A 24051-nucleotide genomic window follows, 5' to 3' on the forward strand; every position below is an offset into this window, starting at 1 on the left:
GATTTCCCAGAAATCCTTTGCATCCGGGTTTCGGGCTGTGCATGACTTACCGCGTCACACCCAACCCCCGGGGGGGATTACATGGAAACGCTTCGCAAGGAAGAGACGCGGAAGCAAGCACGCGCGCGGCGCCACGAGCTGAAGGGACGGACCCTTCGCGCCAACGGGTTGAAGTTCTCCGCCATGGAGATGGGAGAGGGGCCGGAGGTCGTCTTCTGCCTCCACGGCTTCCCCGACCATGTGCGCTCCTTCCGTGAGCAGATGCCGGCGCTGGCCGAGGCTGGTTACCGGGTCATCGTCCCCACGCTCCGAGGCTACGAGCCCTCGGCGCAGCCGCGAGATGGCGACTACCACCTCGTGCGCCTGGCGGAGGATCTGCTGGGGTGGATGGACGACCTGGGCGTGCGCAAGGCGCACCTGGTCGGGCACGACTGGGGAGCGGTGATCGGCTACATCGCCACGGCGATGACGCCGGAGCGCTTCCACTCGTTCTCCGCGCTGGCGGTGGCGCAGGTGAAGAACGCGCTCGCGATGTTCGTGCGCAGGCCCGAGCAGCTGCGCAACTCCTGGTACTCGTTCTTCTTCCAGCTGCGAGGCGTGTCGGACGTGGCGGTGAAGTGGAACGACTTCGAGCTCATCGAGAAGCTCTGGCGCGACTGGTCCCCGGGCTGGAAGTGGCCCGAGGAGGAGATGGCGGCGCTCAAGAAGACCTTCCGGCAGCCGGGCGTCCTCCAGGCGGCGCTCGGTTACTACCGCGCCATCTACGCGCTGTGGTCGCCCACCAACTGGCGGACGCACAAGCTGATGCAGTCCACCGTGCGGGTGCCCACGCTCGCGCTCACCGGAGCGAAGGACGGCTGCATGGACACGCGCCTGTTCGACGACATGCGGAAGGAGGACTTCCCGGCGGGCCTGCGCATCGAGCGCCTCCAGGACGCGGGGCACTTCCTGCACCAGGAGAAGCCGGCCGAGATCAACCGGCTCCTGGTGGAGTGGCTCGGTCAGCATTGAGGGAGAACAGAGCCCGCGCCTCCTGGAGATCCACCGAGTCCTCGCCCTCGAATGGGGCGAGGATCCGCTCCAGGAGCCTCCGGGACACCTCCGTCCGTCCCGTGTCCCGCAGCAGGCGGCACAGGCTCACCGTCGCGCGCAGCTCGTAGATGAGGGCCCCCTGCTCACGAGCGACGGCGATGGCACGGAGGAGCTCGTACCGCGCCTCGCGCTCCCGCCCGCTGGCACGCAACAACTCCCCCAGCACGCGGCGCAGCTCGACCTCGAAACCGTGCTCTCCCGTCGTCCACATCAGGACCAGCGCCTCGCGGACCACCGCCAGGCCCTCGCGGTACCGCCCCAGCGTCAGATGCACCTTGGCGAGCATCTCGAGGCAATAGGTCCGCCCGCCCCGGACTCCCTGCGTCTGCCACCGCGCGAGCTCCTGCCTCAGGAGTTCCAGTCCCCGCTGGCCTTGTCCCAGCTCGGCCAGGGCCCAGCCCTGGAGGCACCTCGCCCACGGGGGCCAGAACGACTGACGTCGCTCGCTGGAGATGGCGAGGATCTCCTCCGTCCACCTCGAGACTTCCGCGGCTTCCCGGCGGATCTGACAGGCCATGGCCTCATAGGTCAGCGTCAAGACCAGCAGCATGGGAGAGCCGGTGCGCCGGGCCAATGCCAGCGATTCCCGCTCGAGCTCCCGCGCCCGCGCCAGCCGGCCCGACACCGAATGGGTGCACGAGGCAAGGACGAAGGTCTCCGACAGGAACGTCTCCTTCCTGGGTGGCCCGGAGGTGGGGCGTGTGAGAGCCATCGCGCGCTCGCTGTACTCCAGCGCGGCTCGTGCGTGTCCCCAGTAGGTACAATCGATGGCCATCATCCAGTAGCCCGCCACCGACAGCTCCGGTCTCCGCTGCCGCTCTCCCTGGCGCACCAACAGGCCCGCCAGCTCGTGGCACATCGAGAGCTCCGCTCGTGCCTCGTGATAGGAGAAGAGACTCCAACTGGCCACCGGCACGGAGAGCGGAAGCTTGTCCATGCGGCGTAGCAGCGCCCAGGCCCGGGCATGCGTCCGCGCCACCTCGGGCGAGTCGAAGCCCCACAACAGGGACTGGCAGAAGCCCAGGGTGGCCAACACCTGGAACTCCTCGGCGGGCGCCCAGCGCAACGCGGGCTCCCCACGCGGAGGCTCCAGCGCCCGGGTGAGATGCGCTACCGCCTCCGGGATGGCCATGCGCAGCGTGGCGAGCATTCCAGCCCCGCGCCAGAAGAGGACGGCCAGCGCCTCCTCCCCTCCCTCCGAATAGTGGTGTGCGAGCAACTCGGGCCTGGTCTCCACCACGCCGGGGACCTTCACCTCCAGCACCCGCGCGATGCGCCGGTGGTGCAGCCTCCGCTCGCTCCGAGGCAGGGATTGGTACGCCGCCTCCTGGAAGAGCGCGTGCCGGAACTGGTAGCCGGGCTCGCCCCTCTCATCCACCTTCTCCTGGAGCAATCCCGCCTCCACCAGGTTCGCGAGATCACGCCGCAGGCCCGTGTCCTCCCGGCCCGTCACGGCCGAGAGCAGGGCCAGGGAGAAGTCCCGTCCCACCACCGCTCCCACCTGGGCCAGGGCCTTCTGACGCGAGGGCAGCAGATCCAACCGGGCCAGCAGCAGCTCGTTCAGGGTCACCGGGATGGACGCCACCGCCCCACCCTCCAGCACCCTGCGCGTCATCTCCTCGATGAACAGCGGGATGCCGTCCGTCCTCTCCACCAGCGCCCGGACCGTCTCCTCCGGCAGGGGCGCACCGCGAGCCACCTGCTTCACCAGGGACTCCGCGAGTCCAGCCGGCAGGCGCACCAACGTGAGCGGGTGGAGCCAGGGCCGCGAGGGCCAGGAGGGTTGGAACTCGGGGCGGGCAGTGAGGACGACGAGAACGCGCGCACTCTCGATGCGCTCGAGCAGGAGTCCGAGCAGCTCGAGCCAGGAGGAGTCGGCCCAGTGCAGATCCTCGATGGCGAGGAGCACGGGCCGCTGCCGCGCATCGTGCAGGATCAGCTCCACCAGGGCTTCGTACGTCAGCTCCTGCCGCCGCTCGGGCGTGAGCCGGGACGCCGGGGCGCCCTCGGGCAGGGGCAGTGAGAGGAGCAGGCCCAGCAGCTGCGCGGACTCCCGGGGGAGCTCCATGGCTTCCAGCCGTGACTCCAGCTCCCGCCTGTACCGCTCGGGCGAGTCCTCCGGGGAGAACGGGAGGAGACCCTGGAGCACCTCGGCCATCGGAAGGAGGGCGCTGGCGCCGAACCGGAAGCCGCACTGGAAGCGCGGCCGGGTGGCCCTCTCCGGAGGCACACGCTCGCGCAGTTCCTGGAGGAGCCGGGACTTGCCGATGCCCGCCTCACCCTGGAGCAGGACGAACGCACCCCGCCCGTTCCGGGCCCGCTCCCAGAGCTCCAGCAGCCACCGCAGCTCCCCCTCCCGCCCCACCAGGGGCGTGAGACCACCGGCCATGAGCATCCTGTCGAAACGGACCTGGCCCTCCCACTCGCGCAGCACGCGATGCACTTCCATGCGGACCGGCCCCGCGAGCCCCGGCAGCTCCCGGAAGCCGAGTGCCTCCGTCTCGAAGGCGCCGCGCACCTGCGTCCAGGTCGTCCCGGTGGCGAGCACCTCACCGGGCCCGGCCTGGCTCGCGAGCCGGGACACCACCCGCGAGGCCTCTCCCTGGAGGGCTCGTGCGTCCAGTGCCATCCAGTCCGTATGGAGGCCCACCCTCGCGCCCGGCCCGGTGAGGGGCAGGTGCGGCAACCTCCGGCGGAGCAGCTCCGGCATGTCCCGAACCAGCCGCAGGGCAGCGCGAACCGCGCGCTCCGCGTCATCCTCCCGTACCTGGAGCTGGCCGAAGCAGGCGATCACCTCTCCGCCCATGGACTGGGTGACGGTGCCACCGTGCCGCTGGATGACGTCCGCGCACTCCCGCTGGAAGGCCGTCTCCAGTTCCTCCACGTCCTCCGCGCCGAGCCGCTCCGAGAGTCCGGAGAGGTCCGGCAGCAGACAGGAGAGCAGCACCAGCAACCGGCGCTGCTGGGGCACGGGCCGCGGAGACCCGGCTCCGGGCCCGGCGAGGCGCGCACGCAGCTCGAGGATCACCTCCCGCAGTTCCCGGGCCGTGGGAAGGCGCCGGGCCGGATCCTTGGCCAGCAGGGTCACCACGAGCGACTCCACCTCCCGAGGCACTTCTGGCTGGCGCGCGCGCACCGAAGGCATGGGCTCGCTGGAAGTCACCCGCTCACGCAACTCCATCCACATGGCGTCCGGAAAGGGCAGCTCGCCGGTGAGCATCTCGTACAGCACCACCCCCGCCGCCCAGAGGTCGGTCCGCGAGTCCTGCGCCTCTCCCCTCCACTGTTCCGGCGCCATGTAGCCCGGCGTCCCGGCCCTGGGCAGGTGTGGCGAGTCCGTGCCACTGCCCGCCATCAGGTGCGACAGGCCGAAGTCCAGCAGCTTCACCCCGCCCTGCCGGGTGAGGAAGACATTGCCGGGCTTGAGGTCCCGGTGGACGATGCCGCGCTCGTGGGCGTGCGCCAGACCCGCGGCGATGCCGTCCATGATTTCCAGCGCGCGCGGCACCTCCAGCCGTCGTTCCCGCTTCAGCACCACCGAGAGAGGCGCTCCCTCCAGACACTCCATCACCAGGAAGGGAACAGGGGGCTCTCCGCGCGTGGCACTCCACTCGGACACGTCGAAGATGCGGACGATGTTCTCGTGGTCCAGCCGGGCAATGGCCCGCGCCTCTCGCAGCGCCGCTTCGTCGAAGCCCGTGCGAACCAGGAGGAACTTGAGCGCCACCTCGCGCTGCAGCATCTCGTCCTGGGCGCGGAAGACCTGACCCATTCCCCCGCCTCCCAACCACTCCAGGACATGGTATCGGCGACCCGTCGGGCCTCCGAGCCATCCCCCGGGCACCGGGAGCCGAGGCATTGGCTCGAGCCGCAACTCGCGCAGGAAGGAGTCCTCGAAGTCCGAGGAGACCTCTCGCTCGCCCTCCTGCGTGCTGTCCCTGTTCATCCCGCATCCCCGAGGCACGGCCACTGGGACTCACCCAGTGGCCGTCCTCCAGAATGTAGGGCTCCGGAAGAACCGGGGCTCATCCCACCGTCGCGCGCCGAGGCACGCGCGAAGGGAGCTGTCTGCCGGCTCCCCGCTCCCGACGCGAGCGCTGTGCACGCCGCGAGCGCCACCACTTCTCCACGCTGATGACGGGCAGGACCACGGCCCCCACCAGGGCGCACAGCCCCAGCGCCTCGAGTGTCAGCGGCGCGGTGCCGAACACACGCTGCATGAAGGGCAGGAAGATGAACCCGAGCTGCAGCAGCGCCAGCAACCCGATGCCGAGGTAGACGAAGGGGTTGCTGAAGACGCCGATGCGGAAGAACGAGTCGCGCAGGGAGCGGCAGTTCAGCAGGTAGAACATCTGGAACATGATGACGGTGGTGACGGCCATGGTCTGCGCCTCGCGCAGGGCCATGTCATGGCCCAGGCGAGCAACCTCGGTGTTGTACTCCCAGAGGAAGAGCCCGGTGGCGCCAGCGCACATCAGCACCGCGACCAGCACCGTGCGCATCAGCACGAAGCGGCTGAGCACGGGGGAGTCCGGCCGGCGCGGGGGACGCTTCATCACATCCGGTTCCCGGGCCTCGAAGGCCAACGGCAGTGCGAGCGCCACCGTGGCCACCAGGTTGATCCACAGCAACTGGCTGGGGAGCATGGCCAGCAGGGCCTCGCGCTCACCGTTGATGTGCAGGATGGGGAAGAAGGCCACGCCGACGATGAGGATGAGGGCCAGACCCAGGTTGGTGGGCAGCACGAAGGCGAGCGACTTGATGAGGTTGTCGTAGACGCGCCTGCCCTCCTCCACCGCGGCGGCGATGGAGGCGAAGTTGTCGTCGGTGAGGATGATGTCCGCGGCCTCCTTGGACACGGCGGTGCCGGTGATGCCCATGGCCACGCCGATGTTGGCCTGCTTGAGCGCGGGCGCGTCGTTGACGCCATCCCCCGTCATGGCCACCACGTGGCCCTCCGTCTGGAGGGCACGCACCAGGCGCAGCTTGTGCTCGGGCGCCACGCGGGCGAACACATTGGAGGACGTGGCCGACCCGCGCAGCCGCGCCTCGTCCATCTCCGCCAGCTCCGCCCCCGTCACCGCCCGGCCCCCCTCGAGGATGCCGAGCTGCGCGCCGATGGCCTCCGCCGTCTTCGCATGATCGCCGGTGATCATCTTCACGGTGATGCCCGCGGCGTGGCAGGCCTTCACCGCCTGGATGGCCTCCTCGCGCGGCGGATCGATCATTCCCTGGAGCCCCAGGAGCCGGAAGCCGCCGGCCGCGTCCTCGAGCCGCACGCCCTGCTGCGAGCCTGGAACGGACTTGCTCGCCACGGCCAGCACGCGCATGCCCCGCGAGGCCAGGCGCTCCACCTCCGCGAGTACCGTCCTGGCATCGAGCCCCTCGTGCGAGTCGCAGCGGCGCAGCACCACCTCGGGCGCGCCCTTGAGGAAGAGGGAGCGGGCGCCCCGCTCATCCTCGTTGAGGGTGGCCATGAACTGGTTCTCGGACTCGAAGGGGATGGCATCCACGCGGGAGCGGCGGGAGCGCAGCTCCTCCACGCGCAGCCCGGCCTTCTCCGCGGCGACGAGGAGAGCTCCCTCGGTGGGGTCTCCCGTCAGCTCCCAGGTACCATCCTTGGAACGGACCGAGGCGTCATTGCAGAGCGCGCCGGCCACGAGCAGCTCGCGGGCATCCTCGGGCAGGGAGGCCAGGGGCTGGTCACCGCGGCGCACCTCGCCCTGGGGCGAGTAGCCCACGCCCGAGAGGGAATAGAAGCCGGCGGGCGTCCACAGGGCCTGTACGGTCATCTCGTTGCGGGTGAGCGTGCCCGTCTTGTCGGAGCAGATGACGGTGGTGCTGCCCAGCGTCTCCACGGCGGGCAGCTTGCGGATGATGGCGCGGCGCGCGGCCATGTACTGCACGCCGATGGCCAGGGCGATGGTGACGATGGCGGGCAGGCCCTCGGGGATGGCGGCCACCGCCAGCGTGAGGGCGGCCAGGAGCGACTCGGCCACCGCGTAGCCGCGCAGCAGGCCCACGCCCAGCAGCACGGCGGAGATGATCAGGATGGCGATCGTCAGGTAGCGCCCGATGGAGGCCAGGGCCTTCGTCAAGGGCGTCTGCAGGTCCACCGCCTCGCGCAGCAACTGGGAGATGCGGCCGAGCTCGGTGGCGCTACCGGTGGCAACCACCACCGCCGTGCCCGTGCCATAGGTGACGTGCGTGCCACCGAACGCCATGCTCGTCCGGTCGCCGATGCCCGCGCTCGTGTCGACGGGCGCCACCTTCTTCTCCGAGGGGACGGACTCGCCCGTGAGTGCCGCCTCCTCCACCTGGAGGTTGCGCTCGGCGAGGAGCCGCACGTCCGCGGGCACCTTGTCACCCGAGGCGAGCACCACCACGTCCCCCGGGACGAGCTGCGCGGCGGGCACCGTCACCTTCTGGCCCTCGCGCAGGACGGTGGCGTTCTCCGGCACCATCTGCGTGAGCGCCTCGATGGCCTTGCCCGCGCGGAACTCCTGCACGAAGCCGATGAGGGTGTTGAGCACCACCACCGCGAGGACGATGATGCCGTCCGTCACCTTGCCCAGGGCGATGGCCAGTCCCGCCGACGCGAGCAGCACCCAGATGAGGGGGTTGTTCACCTGGCGCCAGAGCAGCTTCAGGGGGCTCTCCCCGGAGACTCGTTGCAACACATTGGGGCCATGGCGTTCGAGCCGGGCGCGGGCCTCGTGCTCGGAGAGGCCGTCGGGGGTGCCTTGAATGGCTTTCAGCACCGCGTCGGGGGGTAACGCGTGCCAGGGCTGCTGGGACGAAGTCACCGCGGGGGGGTCGTGTGAGTCCATGTCACGCTCCTCGCGGATCAATGTGGGGAGCCCGACAACCCTCGGCCAAAAGAAAATCTGGCCGCTCCCACTTCGAGAAAGACGAAGTGGGAGCTTCAAGCGGAGGAGCGAGGAACCGCCCGGCTCACAGCCCGTAGAGGTGGTGCTCGCGGGCATAGGCGAGCACCGCGCTCGGAACCAGGTCCGAGGGCAGCTCGCCGCGTGACAGCCGCTCGCGGATCTCCGTGGAGGAGACCTCCGCCAGCGGCGGGCCCACGACCTCGAGCGGCGGCTCGATGATCTTGTCGACGCCCGGGTAGCCCGCGCGGTGCAGCACCAGCACGCGCGCCATCCGCCGGATGCGGTCGACGTCCTTCCAGTGCGGCAGATCCTTCAGGATGTCCGAGCCGATGACGAGCGTGTAGCGGTGCTCGGGGTGGCGCGCCTGGAGGAACTCGAGCGTGTCCACCGTGCGCCCGTCCTTGCCCACCTCGCTCTCCACCCGCGAGCACTTCATCCAGCCCGAGGTGTCCCGGCACATCAGCTCGCACATGCGCAGGCGGTGCTCGAACTCCTCGGACACCTTGCCGAAGGGATGGCGGAAGGTGGGCATGAACCACACCTCGTCCACGCCCTGGGTGGCGCGCACGTAGTGGGCCGCCATCAGGTGGCCGACGTGGGGCGGGTTGAACGAGCCTCCGAGAAGCGCGACCTGCACGGGGGGCCTCACTTGATGGTCAGCTTGGAGCGGCGATCCAGCAGGAGCAACTGCGGCTCGAGGATCACCGACCCATCCAGTCGGAAGGCGGAGAAGCGCAGGTTGCGATCCTCGCGCTCCAGCAGGGCGCACGTCTGCTCCGCGGCTCCGGCCAGGCGGCCCGGGGTGAGGAAGTAGCGAGGGCCGATCTGCACCAGCTTCGGCTCGGAGTCCTTGCCGTGGATGAAGACGAGCGCGTTGACCAGGTCGTCCCGGCTCAGGTCGTTTTTGTCATGGACGAGGCAGCAGAGCGTGTCGCCCACCATGTCCAGCATCTTCCGGGGGATGGAGGGATCCCTGTACTGGAGGGAGTCGCGCTCCGGGGTCCGCAGGAAGTGCTCGCGCACGAGCAGCGGATCCTCCTCCAGCTCCTTCAGCGCGTCATCCCCCAGGGACAGCGAGCGCGGGCGGGGCTTCTGCTCGGTGACGGCCAGCCAGCGCGCCACGTCCTGGATGAAGTCCGCCCCCGAGTACTCACGGCCCCCGCGGCTGCGCTCGCGCCGGTCGAGGATCCACTCGTCCAGGTCGGTGTATCGCCCCCCCAGGAAGATGAAGCGCTGTGCGCCCTTGGCCCGCAGCAGCTCATAGGCCGCGTCGAAGGCGGCCAGGTCGCCATGGCTGTCGGACAGGATTCCGATGACGTCTTGGCTCACGAGCCCTGAGCGTACAGCAGGTGACGCTCCCTCCGCTTGGCGAAGTCCCGGGCCTGGGTCTCGAAGCCTTCCAGTAGACGGTCCAGCGGCCAGCCGGCCTCGATTCCCTTGCGCACCTGGTCCGTGCCACAGAGCAGGTCGAAGGCGGGCACGTCGTCCACGAACTCGTAGGCGTCCTCACGCCAGGCGAACTTGCCGCCCCGCCCCAGCTCGTAGAGGGCCTGGAAGATGGCGATGCCCGTGCGCAGGGGCAGGAAGGCCTGCCGGTCCGTGACGTGGATGAAGGCACCGCTGCAGGACTCGCCCTTGTACTTGTCGAAGGTGGGGGTGAAGCCCACGGCGCGGAAGGAGACGCCGGGGAGCTTCTCGCGCTCCAGCCGGGCGAGCAGCGCGTCCGTGTCCACCCAGGGGGCGCCGAACTGCTCGAAGGGGCGGCAGGTGCCGCGGCCCTCGGAGACGTTGGTGCCCTCGCCCTGGCACATGCCCGGGTAGACGAGCGCGGTGTCCGGGGTGGGCATGTTCGGCGAGGGCGGGATGAAGGGCAGCCCGGTGTCGGACCAGAAATGCTCGCGGCGCCAACCTTCCATGGGCACCACCGTCAGCTCGCACCCGAAGCCCTGCTCGTCGTTGAAGAGGCGGGCCAGCTCGCCGGCCGTCATGCCGTGCCGGTTGGGGAGGGAGTACAGCCCCACGAAGGAGCGGTAGCGCTCCCCCACGAGGTTGCCCTCGATGGTGACGCCGTTGAGCGGGTTGGGCCGGTCCAGCACGTAGAAGGGCACCTTCGCCTTGCCGGCGGCCTTCATGGCCAGGGCCATGGTGTAGACGTAGGTGTAGTAGCGGCTGCCCACGTCCTGGATGTCGAAGACGAGCGCGTCCAGCCCCTCCAGCCACTCGGGGCGGGGGGACAGGGACTCGAAGGTGGAGCCGTAGAGGCTGTACACGGGGACATTGGTACGCCTGTCTCGCACATCGTCCACGGCGACCATGTACTGGGCCTCGCCGCGGATGCCGTGCTCGGGGCCGAAGAGGGCCCCCAGCTTCACCCCCGGCGCGCTGGCCAGCAGGTCCGCCAGGTGGCGGAACCGCGAATCCACGCTGGTGGGGTTGACGATGGCCCCCACCCGCTTGCCCTTCAGCGGCGCGAAGCCCTGCTCCACCCAGACATCCAGTCCCGTCTTCACCCGTCTCACGTCTTCCCCCATGTCAGCGGCCGATCCGCTCCAGCGCCTTCTCCGCCTTCTTGCGCGAGTTGCACCCCAACCCCCACAGGGCATCCGGCTCATCGCCCGGGCCACCATTCCTGGCCAGGGCCTCCAGCGAGCCGCGCGCGGACTCCAGCCGGAGCTCGCCCAGCGTGGTCGCGACCTCGGAGCGCACACGGCACTCCTGGTGCTTCAACATGCGGGTGAGCCGCTCCCCGGCCTCGTCGTTCCCGGCCTTCACCGCGACGCGGTAGTGGTCCACCGCCTTGCCGGGCGCCTCCAGGGCCTCGTCGAGCTTGCCGAGGAGCAGGTTCTTCTCCCCCGGCAGCTTCTCCTCGGCGATGAGCTTGCGGGCCTTCTCCGCCAGCTCGAGCTTCTCCTGCGTGGCGGAGGCCTCGGCCACCTCCTCGATGGCGGCCTCGACGGGGCTGGCGCGCAGCACGACGAAGCCGATGCCGAGCAGCAGCAGCACCAGGGCGCCGCCGCCCACCGCCAGGGCCCTGGGAGGGAGCGACAGGCGCCGCCCGGACTTCACAGCCTGGATGACGGTGGCGGCGCGGCTGCCCAGGGCGGCGGCCGTGGCGGCGAGATCCGGGCCCGGCGCGAGCATGGACGAGGGGACGCGCGAGAGCGCCAGGTTGCCGAAGGGGGGCTGCTCGTTCTCCAGCGAGGGCTCGGACGGCAGGTGCACCACGGAGGGTGTCTCCACCCGGTAGGGAGCGCGGGGCACGCGGAAGACACGGATCTTCCCGGGGATGCCCTTGAGCTCGAAGGAGCCCACCTCCTGGGAGGGCACCTCGGCCTTGTTCATGGCCAGGTACACGGCCTCGGTGAAGAACACCTGGCCGGCCTCGGCGATGGACTCCACGCGCGAGGCGATGTTGACGGGCTCGCCGAAGACGTCGTTGGACTCCAGCCGCACCTCGCCCACGTTGATGGCCACGCGCACGTCGAGCCGCTCGGCGTCCGGGACGCCGCGGTTGTACTGCCAGAGCCGGTCCTGGATGGCCATGCCACTGAGGACGGCCTGGGTGGGCGACTCGAAGGTGACGAGGAAGGCATCCCCGATGGACTTGATGATGCGCCCGCCAAACGCCTTGAACACGGGGGCGAGGAGATCATTGTGCGTCCGCAGCAGACGCTGGTTCTCCTCGAGGGTCTGCCGGCTGGTGCGCTCGGTGAACCCTTGGATGTCGGTGAAAACGATGGCGAGGTTGGCGGTCTTCAAGGCGGGCGCAGTGTATGCAGTGGCGCTTTCCGCGCAATCGGACAAGGCGAGAAAGGTTCCCTACCGACGCGAGGGCCTCAGGGGCCGCATCTTCTTCGAGGGAGCGGGCGGTTCCAGGCTCGCTCGCAGCTTCGCGGCCAGCTGGGGCCGGCCGGTGCGCTCGTAGAGCTCGATCAGCCGGCGGATGACCAGGGTGTTGGTCGGCTGCTCGCTCTTGAGTTGTAACAATTCCTTCTCGGCGTCCGGGCCTCTCCCCTGCTCCTCCAGGGCCCGGACGAGCTGTAGGCGCACCTGCACCCACTCGGGGCGGGATCGGGCGAGGTAGCGGTAGTGGAGCTCGGCCTTGAGCCAGTCGCCCAGGGAGGCCCAGAGACCGGCGAGCCGGAAGCGGGCGTCCTCATAAGAGGTTCTGTAGAACACGGCCAGCTCGTAAGACCTGGCCGCGCGCAGGGGTTGGCCGCGCTCCTCCCACAACAAACCCCGCAGGTAGTGGACGCGGGGGTTCTCTGGGGCCATGGCGGAGGCCACGTCCAGGTGGGTCTCCACCAGGTCCAGGTCTCCCCCGAGCTTCAGCAGGAGCCGCGCCGCCTCGAGCCGGGGAAGGGCCTCGGCGGGCCAGGCGCGCACCACGGCCTCCACGGTGGCCAGGGCCGCCGCGCTATCCCCCGCGGCCTCCTGAGACAGGGCCGTTGTCAGGTCCCCGGTGGCGGGGACGTCCATGGCCGCCGCGAGCGTGCCCGCTACCAGAAGCCAGAGCATGTCAGGCAGATAGCAGAGCGCCGCCGACCATCACAATCGCAGTTCCTCTTGACGGCCGACCGGCCGCGCATGAAACCCATGACCGTGCAGATCGCCCAGAGAACGCTCGAGGACCTTGGCTTCGCGGATGTGCTCCGCGCCCTAGCCCATCGCTGTAGGACCGAACCCGGGAGGGAGCGCGCGCTCGCCCGGCCGTTCCTCGACACCGAGGATGAGGTGACGGAAGCCTTGGAGCTGGTCGCCGAGGCACGGCGGCTGGCCCAGGAGCAGTTCTCCCTGCCGCTGGGTGGGGTGACGGACCTGCGGGGCGCGTTGGAGCTCGCCTCGAAGGGAGGCCTGCTGGAGCCCCGGCAGCTCATCGCGTCGGCGCAGTTGCTGTTCGCCTTCGTGCGCACCCGCGAGGCGCTGGAGGAGCGCCAGCACGTGGTGCCCCGGCTGGCGGCCATCTCCCGGCGGCTGCCGATGCTGGAGCAGCTGGCGGTGCGCATCGACCGGAGCTTCGAGGCGGACGGGGAGATCTCCGACCGGGCGAGCCCGGCGCTGCGAGAGGCGAGGGATCGGGTGCGGGGCCTGCACCGGCGCATCAAGGGCTGGCTGGAGGAGAAGCTCCACGACGAGAGCTTCCTGCCGAAGCTGCGGGAGAACTACTACACCATCCGCAACGGCCGGTACGTGGTGCCGGTGGTCTCCAGCTTTCGAGGAGAGGTGCCGGGCATCGTCCACAACGCGAGCCAGACGGGGCAGACGCTGTTCGTGGAGCCCGAGGGGCTGGTGGGGATGGGCAACGACCTGGCCATCGCCCAGTCGGTGGTGACGGAGGAGGAGCGGCGGATCCTCCAGGAGCTGACGAACCAGCTCGGGCGGGAGTCGGACAAGGTGCTCGAGGGCATCGCGGCGGTGGCGGAGCTGGACGAGGTGGAGGCGGCGGCGGTGCTGGCGGGGGACCTGAGGGCCCACGCGCCCGAGTTCAGGGGGGTGGAGAGCCTGACGCTGCTGCGCCTGAGGCACCCGCGGCTGTTGTTGAGGGACACCGAGGTGGTGCCCAACGACGTGGAGATGAAGGGCGAGGCGCGGGCGATGGTGGTGTCGGGTCCGAACGCGGGCGGCAAGACGGTGACGCTGACGGCGGTGGGCCTGTGCGCGCTGATGCTGAGGGCGGGCCTGCCGATTCCGGCGGGCGAGGGCTCGAGGATGCCGCTGTACCGCACGGTGCACTCCACGGTGGGTGACGCGCAGGACCTGTCACAGGGCCTGTCCACGTTCAGCGCGCACGTGGTGATGCTGCGGGACATCACGCTGTCGGTGGGGAAGAACTCGCTGGTGCTCATCGACGAGATCGCCGCGGACACGGATCCGCGCGAGGGAGCGGCGATCGCCATCGCGGTGCTGGAGGAGCTGCTGGAGAAGGGAGCGGTGGTGCTGGTGACCACGCACCTGGAGGAGCTCAAGGCGCTGGCGCACCTGGATCCGCGCTTCCTGAACGCGCGGGTGGGCTTCGATGCGAAGAAGATGGCGCCCACGTACAAGCTGCAGCTGGGCGCGGCGGGAGCGTCGTCGGCGATCGAGGTGGCGTCGAGGATGGGGCTGCCGGAGCACATCTGCACGCGAGCGAGAGACCTGGCGATGAACGCGGGAGGCGCGCTGGCGAAGGCGCTGGCGGCGGCGGAGGAGGATCGGAGGAGGCTGCAGGACGACCTGGACCGGGCGAAGGTGGCGGCGGAGGAGGCCGAGCGGCTGCGTGCGCAGTTGGAGGAGCAGAAGCAGCAGTTCGAGCGGGAGCGCAAGGCGAGGCTGATGCGCTTCAACGAGGAGGTGGCGGCGGCGAGCGACCAGGCGGCGGCGGAGGTGCAGGAGCTGCTGAAGGTGCTGAGGGCGCAGTCGAACGAGAAGGCGGCGTCGGAGGCGCGAGCGCAGCTGCTGCAGCGGGCGGAGGAAGCGAACCAGCGGGCGAAGGCGGCGAGGGCGGAGCTGTTCCAGGTGGAGGCCCCTGTCCCGGCGGAGCTGCGGGTGGGAGCGCTGGTGAGACACTCCGGGCTGAACAAGGACGTGGAGATCCTGGAGCTGCACGGGGACCAGGCGCTGGTGGCGGCGGGCATCATGAAGATGCGCGTGCCGGTATCGGAGCTGTCGGGCTCGCGGACGGCGAAGCCGAAGGACACGAAGTTCCCGGAGCGCAACAAGCAGGCGCAGCAGATCCAGAGGGCGAAGCAGGCGGCACCGGAGGCGGTGGAGGCGACGAACTACCGCTGCGACGTGCGAGGCATGAGAGCCGAGGACGCGCTGGCGGAGGTGGAGTCGTTCCTGGATCGGGGGATGCGCAGTGGAGAGGACTCGGCGCTGATCATCCACGGACACGGAACGGGAGCGCTGCGGCAGGCGATCCGGGACTACCTGGCGGCATCCCCGTACATCCGGATGTTCCGTCCGGGAGAGAACCACGAGGGTGGCGACGGAGTGACGGTGGTGGCCCTGAGGGCCTGAGCCGGCCCGCGAGGAATCCAAGGAGCTCACGGTGGGTGCACTGCAACTGCTGCGCGGTCACCGTGAGTTCCGGGCCCTGTGGTTGGCGCGAGTCATCTCCTTCGCCGGTGATTCGCTCAGCCTGGTCGCGCTCATGCTGCATGTGGCGGACACGACGGGCCAGGCACTGGCGGTTTCCCTGCTGTTGCTCACCGGAGACTTCGCGCCCTCGCTGTTGAGCCCGATCACCGGGGCGATCAGCGACCGGTTCGATCTCAAGCGGGTGATGATCACCTGCGAGCTGGTCCAGGGCGCGCTGCTGCTGCTCATCGCGCTCGCGTTGCCCCCGTTGCCGCTGTTGCTGGCGCTGGTGGCGGCGCGAGCGGTGGCCGGACAGGTGTTCCAGCCCGCGTCCCGGGCGGCGGTGCCGGCGCTGGTGAGCGGTGATGGGTTGGAGACCGCGAACTCCACGCTGGGATTCGGGACGAACGGAGCCGAGGCCCTGGGTCCGCTGCTGGCGGCGGCGCTGTTGCCGCTCGTGGGTATCCGAGGCGTGCTCCTGGTCGATGCGGCCTCATTCCTCGTTTCGGCGGCGATACTCGCATCCATCCGGTCGATGCCGTCGACGCTCGCCGGGGAGTCGAATCCGCCGTCACTCCTCCATCAGGCGAGGAGCGGCCTGGGCTACATCCTGTCGGCGCCCGGGGTGCGGGTGATCGCGCTGGGCTTCTGTGCCGTGGTCGCGTTCAACGGGGTCGACGATGTCGCGCTGGTGCTGCTGGCCAAGGAGACGCTGAGGGCCGGCGACTCGGCGGTGGGGCTTCTGCTGGGCGCGGTGGGAATGGGGCTGCTGCTCGGTTACATCCTGCTGGCGCGTTACGGAGCACGCGCGTCGATGGCGGCGCTGCTGCTCCTCGGGTTCGCGGTGAGCAGCATTGGCAATCTCTTGACGGGGCTGAGTTGGGCCGTCTCCGCGGCGTTCGCGATGCAGGGTGTGCGAGGGGTTGGGCTGGCGGCGATGGACGTCGCGAGCAACACGCTGCTCCAGCGACTGGTGCCGCCGGAGATGCTGGGCCGGGTCTTTGGCAACTTCTACGGAGCGATCGGAGTAGCGGCCGCGTTGTCCTACGTGGGGGGAGGCCTATTACTCGACGCCACCTCGGCGCCGGTGACGTTGCTGATCGCGGGAGTTGGGGGAACAGTGGCAACCCTCGCCACGGCGTTAGCGCTCCCGGCAGCATTGAGAAAAAACAATATCCCCTCTCCCTCTGGGAGAGGGACGGGGTGAGGGTATAAGGATCCCAGGTTGCCCCGGAAACAGACCGCGACTCCGCGGTAGGCACCTGTCCTTCCAAAGCGACTGTGGCCCAACCCGAGCGACCTCACGTCCTTCCTGTTCGGCTTCACGAAATCACCGAGACCCACCCCGGACGAGCAGATCGAGCTCTGGCGAGCTGAGGAACCGACCCTCCTATCTGAGGTGGGTGCGCCTCGACGCACCCACCCCGGAACGTGGCCCTTACGGAGTGGCGCAGAGGGTGCCGTTGAGGATGAATTCGGACGGAACCGGCAGGTGGTGGGCCGCCGGAGCGTTCGCGTTGAACCCGAACGTGACGGAGCCGTTGGGCGGGATGGTACTGGTCCACGCCTCGTTCTCGGCGGTCACCGTGGTGCCCAGCTGGGAGACCTTCGCGCTCCAGCCGTTGGTGACCGTCTGACCGCCGGTGTAGTCCCACAGCAACTTCCAACCGGAGATGGCGCTGGTCCCGGTGTTGGTGATGGTGACGTTGCCGGTGAAGCCGCCGGACCACTTGTTGGGCTCGGAGTATGCGACCTTGCAGTCTCCGGCGGGCGGAGTGGCGGTCGTGGTGAACGAGACCGCCGCCGAGGCGCTGGAGCGGTTGCCCGCGGCGTCACGTGCGACCACGGAGTAGGTGTACGAGGTCGAGGGCGTGAGGCCGGTGAGGAGAACGGTGGTGCCACCGGGCGAGGCCACCCGCTCGCTGGTGGAGCCAACCAGCCGGTACACCTCGTAACCCGTCACTCCCACGTTGTCGCGCGCGGCGGACCAGGTCAGTTGGGCGGTCGTGCCTGTCACGCCACTGACGACGGGCGTGCCGGGCGTAGTGGGCGCCTCGATGTCCGGCTGCTGGCTGCCCCCGTCGAAGACCACGTCGGAGCAGTTGTAGAAGGCCTCCGCGCTGTCCGAGCGCTGCCAGATGGAATAGATGATGTGGCGGCCGCTCTTGCCGGCCGGCAGCTGCGCGGTCCACGTGTACTCGGGGCCCTCCGGGCCGGTGCCGTTGATGGGCGGGTTGGTGACGGTGTCGAAGGGGACCGGCTCCAGGTCGGACCACTTCAGGGGCTGGCTCGGATCCCACCCATCCCGGGTCACGTACTGGTACCAGGTGCCAGGGTGCGGCGCCCAGGCGTTGTACCGGATGGTGATGGTGGAACCGGCCTGCAGTGTGGTGGTGGGCCAGTCCGCGTGGGCCATGTTGTAGGCATCGAAGAGCGCGGTGGGTCCGCACAGCTTGCCATCCGGGATGATCTCCCGGTGCCGGCCGCCCGCGTTGCTGATCAGGTTGCCGAACCAATTCCAGAGCGGGTTCTTGCCACCCTCGGCCACGGCGGCGATGCAGGCGGGGTTGGTGGGTTGCAGATCTCCCCCCTGCCCTCCGGCCTTGCCATCCAGGTAGCAGGCATAGGTCCGGGTCGCGGGGTAGGTCATCCCGCCGTGGGCGAGCGCCGCGTCGAGCGGCGCGAGCATCGCGCCCAGGGTGGTGACACCGATGACAGCGGCACGGGACATTCCAGTGTTAGGCGTTCTCATGGCTCTCTCCTCGATGTTCAAGGCTCGTTGCCCCAGACCAGGACGCCACCGCGGAACACGGTCATCTTGCTCGAGGCGGCGAACGAGGTCTTGGTGGGGTCGAACGAGTAGTCATTGGTTTCGTCGAAGTTGGACCAGTTGCTCTTGTTGAAACGGATCTGGATTTCGCCGGTGTCGCGGCCGGCGGCGATCGAACCGGCACCGGAGGTGAAGCCGAGCTCGACGTAATGCGTGGCACCCGTCTTGGGCGTGGACAGCGCCACCACGGTGGAGGTGATGTTGGCGCAGCCCAGGACGGCGTAGTCACACGCGACCTGGACCGATTCCCCGGAGTCCGGCGTGAAGTAGTAGCGGACCTTCAGCTCGCTGGCGGGAACGCTGGCCGTGCCACCATTGGCGATCTTGAGGTGCGGTCGGATCTGATTGTTGGCCGGCGAGTTGGAGTCGGCATCGCGGTACAGGACCGAGAGGCTGGACGCGGGGGCCTGCTGCGTGGTCGCGGAGGCCTCCACGGACGCGGAAGACTCGTTGCCAGACGTATCGACCGCCGTGAGCTTGAAATAGTAGGGGGTCGAGGCATTCAGGCCGGTGCTGGCGTAGGAGGCCGTCGTGACACCGCTGGCGATCCGGTTGGAGGCGGAGGGAGTGAAGCCGCTCGTCGTGGAGCGGTAGACGTTGTAGCCCTTCAGATCGGCCTCGGTGCCGGCGGTCCAGGTCAGGTTGATCTGGCTGGAGCTGGCAGCGGTGGCCAGCAGGCCCGCTGGAGCGGCCGGCGGCGTGCTGTCCGGGGCGGACGTGGTCGCGGAGGACTGGGAGGAAGCGGAGGACTCGTTGCCGGACGTGTCGACGGCCGCGAGCTTGTAATAGTAGGTGGTCGAGGCGCTCAGACCCGTGTCTGCATAGGTGTTCGCGGTGACGCCGGTGGCGATCCGATTGGAGGCGGAGGGTGTGAAGCCGCTGGTCGTGGAGCGATAGACATTGTAGCTCGCCAGGTCGGACTCCGTGTTCGCGGTCCAGCGGAGGTTGATCTGCGTCGGATTGGCGGCGGAGGCCAACAGACCGACCGGGGGCGCGGGAGGAATCGTGTCGCTCGTGACGGGACCCGGCTCGGAGCCGAAGATCCGGACGCCATTGTCATACACCGGGATGTAGGAAGTCCTGGCCGCGGTGGAGGTCAGGTTCTTGTAGGACGGGTCGTTGGTCGGGTTCCAGGGGATGCCCGCCGGGGTGGCGATGCGGAACTGGGCCTCCTTGCGGTACGCGGACTGTCCACCGGGGTAGATCAGCGTGCCGGTGAAGTCGACCGTGACGTAATAGATGTTTCCGGACCACTGCTTGAGCGGCAGGACCTTCGCACCCTGGCTGTAGTTCATGGTGACGGCCAGGTCCGAGGGCGAACCACCAGCCGAGATGACCTCGGAGAGGTCGACGAAGTACCGCAAGGTGAGCTTGTCGCCCACGCGGGCCGGCCAGGCGGAGATGTTGTGGAGAAACGCCCGGATCTCCGTGAAGTTGGAACCGGACACGTTGATGCCGGCCTCCACGTAGAACTCGTCGGTGTTGGGCGTCTCCCTCTGGGGGAAGGAGGGATCGGGCGTGCCGCCATAGAGGAGGTACATCTTCGCCAGCGCACCGGTGAAGGCGGCGTTGTAGTCCGTGGCGACCTCGTTCGAGACGTAGTTGGAGCGGTCGTCCACGTAGGCATCCGACGCGTCCGGACCGCCGACCAGGGCGCCGTACAGGATGTGCCGGCTCTCGGCGGGGCTGGAGAGGGAGTCGGCCCAGGCGCCGTGCGCGGTGCGGTGGTGCGGGTTGCGGGGAGGATTCACACCGAAGCCCACCACGTAGCTCGAGTTCCGGGGGTTCTCCCCGAGCATGTAGCGGAGCTGCCGGGAGGCGAAGTCACGGTAGCGCGTGGACCGGGAGGGATCGCTGTCGGCGATGTCGTCGGAGTACACGAAGGCCAGGAACGAGGCGTTCGCCGCGTAGCGCAGGCTGCCCCACTGATCCAACCAGGCCAGTCCGCCAGGGGTATAGCGGACCCGCTCGTTGTTGTAGCCGGTGGACCAGTAATCCAGGTTCCGCTCCATGGAAGACTTGTAGACAGCCTTCCCCGTCAGACGGGCGAGCAGCAGCTGGGCACCGAAGTGCTTGTCATCCCAGTTCTGCGTCCACTTGTAGCTCCAGTTGGAAGACTGTCCCTCGGAGCCCCAGTAGGAGGTATAGCCCTCGGCCTTCGTCAGGTAGCTGCTCTCGTTGGTGGCCAGGTACAGCCAGGCGGCGGCCCAGCTCAGCTCGTCCCAATAGCCGCTCCAGGAGTTGTAGTAGGACTGCGCGTCCGTGATGCAGTCCGAGTACTTGCCCCGGTAGGTGTCCGCGAAGGAGAAGAGCTGCCGGGCATGCGTCAGCAGGGTGGCCGAGTAGGCCGGGTCGGACGCCCTGAACACGATGGAGGAGACGGCCATGGCGGCGGCCGTCTCACCGGCCAGATCCGAGCCCGGACAGGAGGCGTCGATCTTGTAGGCGGGCCGGGCCATCTGCATCACCTCGGCCGCTCCCCACCAGGCGTGATCCGTGCCGCCGTGGCCCACCTGGCCATAGAGCTCATTCGGAGCGGTATGAGCCTTGATGAAGTAGTCGTTGACCCAGCGCAGGTTGTCCAGGATGGCGTTCAGCTGTCCGCTCTGCTGATACCCATCCCCATATTCATAGACGGACCAGGCCAGCAGGGTCGCGCTGGCGGCCATGGGAAGGCCGAACTTGACGTGATCTCCGGCGTCGTACCAACCGCCCGTCAGGTCCTTGCCCACGTCGGCGCCGTCCCGCATGCCGGAGTTTCCGCGCCAGCTCACCCGGTTGGTGGCGGGCAATGGACCCGAGCGCTGGGCCTCGTAGAACCAGATGGATTTCTGCAAGGCCTCGCCGTAGTTGAACGTCTCCGCGTGCACGGCCAGCGGACTCACGACGGACGTAAAGCCCATCAGGAGTGCGGCGGGTGTAGCCAGTAAATGCTTGCGCATCATGAATGGCTCCTTCTCAAGGCTGTAGGGTGAAGAAGACAATGGCGCGGCGGCGAGCCGCCCTCCCCCGCCGCCGCGCTGAAAGGAGGAATGCCGCTCGAGGGACAGGAACCCCCGAGCGGCATTCAACTCACTTCACGGTGATGGTGCAGTTCTGGCCTTCCACGCTCACACCGCTGGGCACCGGCTTCGCCCCGCTGTAGTTCGCCACGAAGCCAGCCTCGATGCTGCTGTTGGCGGGAACCGTCGAGTTCCCCTGCGGCGTCACCACGACCGAGCGGCCCGACTTCGTGAAGAGCCCGTTCCAGTAGTTGGCCAGCGTGAAGTCATTGGTGGCCGTCCAGCTGACCTTCCAGTTGGAGATCGGCTGCGTGCCCGAGTTCTGCAGGATGATCCGACCGACGTGACCGGAGCCCCAGTCATTGCTGGTATCCACGGTCAGCGCGCAGGTGGCGGGAGGCGGGATGTCATTGTCGATCTCCGTCGCGTTGACCGACACGCCCGTGTAGCCGCTCGCGGCCAGCCGGAACAGAGAGGTGCCGTGGGTCATGTCCGCGTCCTCGCCCGCCCCGATGGTGACGGTCTGACCCACGTTCCAGTTGGAAGGCGTGAAGGTCAGCGTGGCCGAGGAGGACAGGAACAGATCCGCGTCACCGGAGGCCTTGGTGATGGAGACCGTGACATTGCTCGTCGGCGCCGCGGACAGGCTCACCAGGAAGCTCGTGGAGCCACCCTCGGCCACGTTCAGGTCGCTCGACGAGGCCACGATGGCCGCCGACGTGGAGCCGCCCTCCAGCAGCCGTCCGTAGTCCGCCATGGCCATCGCGATGTCCGCCTGGGCCCAGAAGCGGTGGTAGGTGAACTCGGGCACCGGGCCACCCGCCAGGTAGCTCTGCACCTTCGGCCAGTCCGGATCCTGCTGGTACTTCGGACGCAGGCTGATGAACGTCGAGTTGGAGTTGATCGCCGCGCCCTGGGCGTTCGTCCCGGACCAGCCCGACGGGACGTAGACGCCGTCACCCGTGGTCGGGTTGTAGGCATCGTCGAAGCGCTTGTAGTCCTCGCGCTTCTCGGGGACGGCCACGCCCTTGGGCGTCTGGTAGTTCGCCCACATGCGGTCGAGCAGCTCCTTGGCCAGGGTCTTGGCGGCCGCGTTGCCGCTCTTGGCGGCGTAGAACACCAGCGTGCGCGCGTAGCCGGCGGCGACACCCACGTCGGTGGTGTAGTCCACCACCGTCACGTGCAGGTTGCTGTTGGTGCCCGGGTTGGTGGGATTCCAGGTGTCCGGCTCGCCCGACCACTGCAGGGTGCTCGGAATCTGGTACTTGCCATCCGCGGTGAGCTTCGTGTGCTGGCTGGCCCAGGCCACCCACTTGTCGAGCACCTTCTTGGCCTTGGCATCACCCGTGACGTAGTAGTACTCCGCCACGCGCTGCACCGACCAGGCCTGGAAGCCGAACCACTGGTTGCTCGGCGGGTCGTGGTACACGGGCTGCCAGTCGTAATACATACCGTAGAAGGTCGACGTGCTGGTCGGCTGCCCGTAGCGCCCGTTCCAGCTGTTGGTGGCACCACCCGCGATGCCTCCCTCGGCCGACTGCAGCCACGTGTAGAACTCGATCTGGCGCTGCAAGCTCGTCGCCCAGTCGGCGGCTCCGGTCGCGGACTGGGGCCGCAGGAACGACGTGTTGCTCAGGACGTAGGCCGCCATCGGGTTCTGATACCCGAAGTGGTTGTGGCTCGAGCCGATGCGCCAGGCCCAGCCAGCGCTCGAGTCCAGCGCACCACCCCACGAGTAGTACCAGGACATCAGGTAGTGCATGCTGTTCTTGCCGGAGCCCGCGGGACACGCGGTCTCACCGATGCACTGGCCGATGCGCTTGAAATACTTGTCGAACATCGCGTAGCGCAGGTAGTCACCCATCTTGGCCGCCTTCTTGACGGCCTCGGCGACCTCCGCCTCCTTGCCCTGCTCCCTCGCCCAGACATAGGCCCAGTAGGCAGCCTGCACGGCGCGGGCGTCCGCGTCCGGCGCGTTGGTGTAGCGCCACTGCCGGGAGTAGTTGGCATCTCCCGTGAAGAGGCTCAGGAAGCCCTGCCCCGACTTGCCCCAGGCGAAGTTGTCGCAAGAGGGATGCGGAACCGTCTCCCACACCGACTCCTGCGAGCCGCGCTGGAAGGTGTTGATGTACGACGGCGAGGTCGTCCCATCGCCACAGCGGCCGTACCCATACCAGTTGTCGACGTCCAGCAACCAGTGCATGCCGTAGATGTTGCTGTTGCCATACGTCGACTGCAGCTCACCCGCGATCGGATCATTTCCGACCGCCACATCCGAGCGCAGGGGGGAAGGATACTGGCTGGGCAGATCCCACTCCCCGGCGTACGTGGCAGGCTTGTTCGCCTGGTAGAACGAGTTGGTCGGCTGATCCGCCTGCGCCGGGATGATGTACTTCTCCATGTTGGCCCAGGCGGCGTTGAAGGGCGCCCAGTCACCCGTCACATGGCCATACTCCGCCTCCAGCCACAGCCAGTAGCTGTAGGCCTCCGAGGTGGTCTCGTGCCCATGGTCCGGAGCCTCGACCATCAGCGTCTCCACGGAGTGGTAGGGCACGCCCTTGGAGCTGAAGTACCCATTCGCCGGGTCCTTGATCTTGTTGTACTGCTCGAGGAAGCGCTGCGTATAGGTAGATTCCCCGGCGAGCGCCCTGGCCAGCGTGGTGGGCACGGGCTTGGAGGTGGCGGCAACGGCTTGTGCGGGCGCGGCAACGGCTACCATCAGGCAGAGAGCGTGTTTCACTGCCGATTTGACGGAACGCGAGTCGAAATACATCACTTCCTCCTTGGGTAAGGACTGAACGACACACCACGAGCGGAACGGCTCTCCTGCCCTGCACGAACCGCGGCGATTCTCACTTTGCATGAGAAAACTTCAGGACTTCCCGATGTCACGACAAGACGAGACTGGGGAGATGCCAGCCCGTGAAAAGATGCCGGAAAACATAGAGCCTGATGGAAATGCTCACGGCGCGCCGTGTCGCGGAGGTGAACACGGGCTGGCTGGCGCGCCTCGTGTTTATCTGATTCCACTGATACATCGAAGATTCCGGGAACGCAAACGAAAACGGCTTTTACCGTTTGATGCATATGTATGGGAAAAATGAAGGTTTCGCAGCCGTGAGACAAACTCAAACTCCCATGAACCGAGACAGTTCATGACAATGGACCGAGACGGCCC

At 68.3% G+C, this 24051-nt stretch carries 13 protein-coding genes; 3 read left to right on the plus strand and 10 right to left on the minus strand.

Annotated elements, in window-relative coordinates; translation table 11 throughout:
- Positions 1-81: 81 nt before the first annotated feature.
- Positions 82-1011 (plus strand): alpha/beta fold hydrolase, encoded by a 930-nt coding sequence (locus JRI60_RS30120; protein WP_204219328.1) that lies wholly within the window; start codon positions 82-84, stop codon positions 1009-1011.
- Here the strand turns inward: JRI60_RS30120 and JRI60_RS30125 are convergent.
- The 7 genes from JRI60_RS30125 to JRI60_RS30155 all read right to left on the minus strand — a co-directional run bounded on the left by JRI60_RS30125 (position 974) and on the right by JRI60_RS30155 (position 12500).
- Positions 974-5038 (minus strand): protein kinase domain-containing protein, encoded by a 4065-nt coding sequence (locus JRI60_RS30125; RefSeq protein WP_204219329.1) that lies wholly within the window; start codon positions 5036-5038, stop codon positions 974-976. The genes JRI60_RS30120 and JRI60_RS30125 overlap by 38 nt on opposite strands.
- A gap of 79 nt (positions 5039-5117) precedes the next feature.
- Positions 5118-7922 (minus strand): cation-translocating P-type ATPase, encoded by a 2805-nt coding sequence (locus JRI60_RS30130; RefSeq protein WP_204219330.1) that lies wholly within the window; start codon positions 7920-7922, stop codon positions 5118-5120.
- Positions 7923-8046: 124 nt separating this feature from the next.
- The gene (gene nadD, locus JRI60_RS30135; RefSeq protein ID WP_204219331.1) at positions 8047-8631 is read right to left on the minus strand and encodes a nicotinate (nicotinamide) nucleotide adenylyltransferase; all 585 of its coding nucleotides are present in this window, start codon (positions 8629-8631) and stop codon (positions 8047-8049) included.
- Positions 8628-9311, minus strand: coding sequence for a hypothetical protein (locus JRI60_RS30140; RefSeq protein WP_204219332.1), 684 nt, complete (start codon positions 9309-9311; stop codon positions 8628-8630). Before JRI60_RS30140 ends, nadD begins: the two co-directional genes overlap by 4 nt.
- Positions 9308-10501, minus strand: a complete 1194-nt coding sequence (locus tag JRI60_RS30145; RefSeq protein ID WP_239469791.1) for an exo-beta-N-acetylmuramidase NamZ family protein — start codon at positions 10499-10501, stop codon at positions 9308-9310. The genes JRI60_RS30140 and JRI60_RS30145 overlap by 4 nt, the downstream gene beginning before the upstream one ends.
- A 13-nt stretch (positions 10502-10514) precedes the next feature.
- Positions 10515-11741 (minus strand): adenylate/guanylate cyclase domain-containing protein, encoded by a 1227-nt coding sequence (locus JRI60_RS30150; RefSeq protein WP_204219336.1) that lies wholly within the window; start codon positions 11739-11741, stop codon positions 10515-10517.
- A gap of 60 nt (positions 11742-11801) precedes the next feature.
- Positions 11802-12500, minus strand: coding sequence for a hypothetical protein (locus JRI60_RS30155; protein ID WP_204219338.1), 699 nt, complete (start codon positions 12498-12500; stop codon positions 11802-11804).
- A gap of 78 nt (positions 12501-12578) precedes the next feature.
- Here JRI60_RS30155 and JRI60_RS30160 point away from each other — a divergent pair, with 78 nt between their 5' ends.
- Positions 12579-14981 (plus strand): endonuclease MutS2, encoded by a 2403-nt coding sequence (locus JRI60_RS30160; protein ID WP_204229153.1) that lies wholly within the window; start codon positions 12579-12581, stop codon positions 14979-14981.
- A 31-nt stretch (positions 14982-15012) separates the two neighbouring features.
- Complete coding sequence (locus tag JRI60_RS30165) at positions 15013-16248, plus strand: MFS transporter (RefSeq protein ID WP_239469792.1); 1236 nt, start codon at positions 15013-15015, stop codon at positions 16246-16248.
- A gap of 231 nt (positions 16249-16479) precedes the next feature.
- On the opposite strand, the gene JRI60_RS30170 is transcribed toward JRI60_RS30165, so the two are convergent.
- The 3 genes from JRI60_RS30170 to JRI60_RS30180 all read right to left on the minus strand — a co-directional run bounded on the left by JRI60_RS30170 (position 16480) and on the right by JRI60_RS30180 (position 23646).
- Positions 16480-17793: a lytic polysaccharide monooxygenase gene (locus JRI60_RS30170; RefSeq protein ID WP_204219339.1), complete on the minus strand. Its 1314-nt coding sequence runs from the start codon at positions 17791-17793 to the stop codon at positions 16480-16482.
- 17 nt (positions 17794-17810) lie between these two features.
- Positions 17811-20816 (minus strand): glycoside hydrolase family 9 protein, encoded by a 3006-nt coding sequence (locus JRI60_RS30175; RefSeq protein ID WP_239469793.1) that lies wholly within the window; start codon positions 20814-20816, stop codon positions 17811-17813.
- A 127-nt stretch (positions 20817-20943) separates the two neighbouring features.
- Positions 20944-23646 carry a glycoside hydrolase family 48 protein gene (locus JRI60_RS30180; protein WP_204219340.1) on the minus strand — a complete coding sequence of 901 codons (2703 nt, stop codon included), beginning with the start codon at positions 23644-23646 and terminating at the stop codon, positions 20944-20946.
- Positions 23647-24051: the final 405 nt, after the last annotated feature.

Source organism: Archangium violaceum (assembly GCF_016887565.1).
Taxonomy (GTDB): domain Bacteria; phylum Myxococcota; class Myxococcia; order Myxococcales; family Myxococcaceae; genus Archangium; species Archangium violaceum_B.

Excerpts from the sequence above, each read along its gene's own strand:
- JRI60_RS30175 (WP_239469793.1), bottom strand. The coding sequence starts at position 20,816 with ATGATGCGCAAGCATTTACTGGCTACACCCGCCGCACTCCTGATGGGC.
- JRI60_RS30170 (WP_204219339.1), bottom strand. The coding sequence starts at position 17,793 with ATGAGAACGCCTAACACTGGAATGTCCCGTGCCGCTGTCATCGGTGTC.
- JRI60_RS30160 (WP_204229153.1), top strand. The coding sequence starts at position 12,579 with ATGACCGTGCAGATCGCCCAGAGAACGCTCGAGGACCTTGGCTTCGCG.
- JRI60_RS30155 (WP_204219338.1), bottom strand. The coding sequence starts at position 12,500 with ATGCTCTGGCTTCTGGTAGCGGGCACGCTCGCGGCGGCCATGGACGTC.
- JRI60_RS30180 (WP_204219340.1), bottom strand. The coding sequence starts at position 23,646 with ATGTATTTCGACTCGCGTTCCGTCAAATCGGCAGTGAAACACGCTCTC.
- JRI60_RS30130 (WP_204219330.1), bottom strand. The coding sequence starts at position 7,922 with ATGGACTCACACGACCCCCCCGCGGTGACTTCGTCCCAGCAGCCCTGG.
- JRI60_RS30120 (WP_204219328.1), top strand. The coding sequence starts at position 82 with ATGGAAACGCTTCGCAAGGAAGAGACGCGGAAGCAAGCACGCGCGCGG.
- JRI60_RS30125 (WP_204219329.1), bottom strand. The coding sequence starts at position 5,038 with ATGAACAGGGACAGCACGCAGGAGGGCGAGCGAGAGGTCTCCTCGGAC.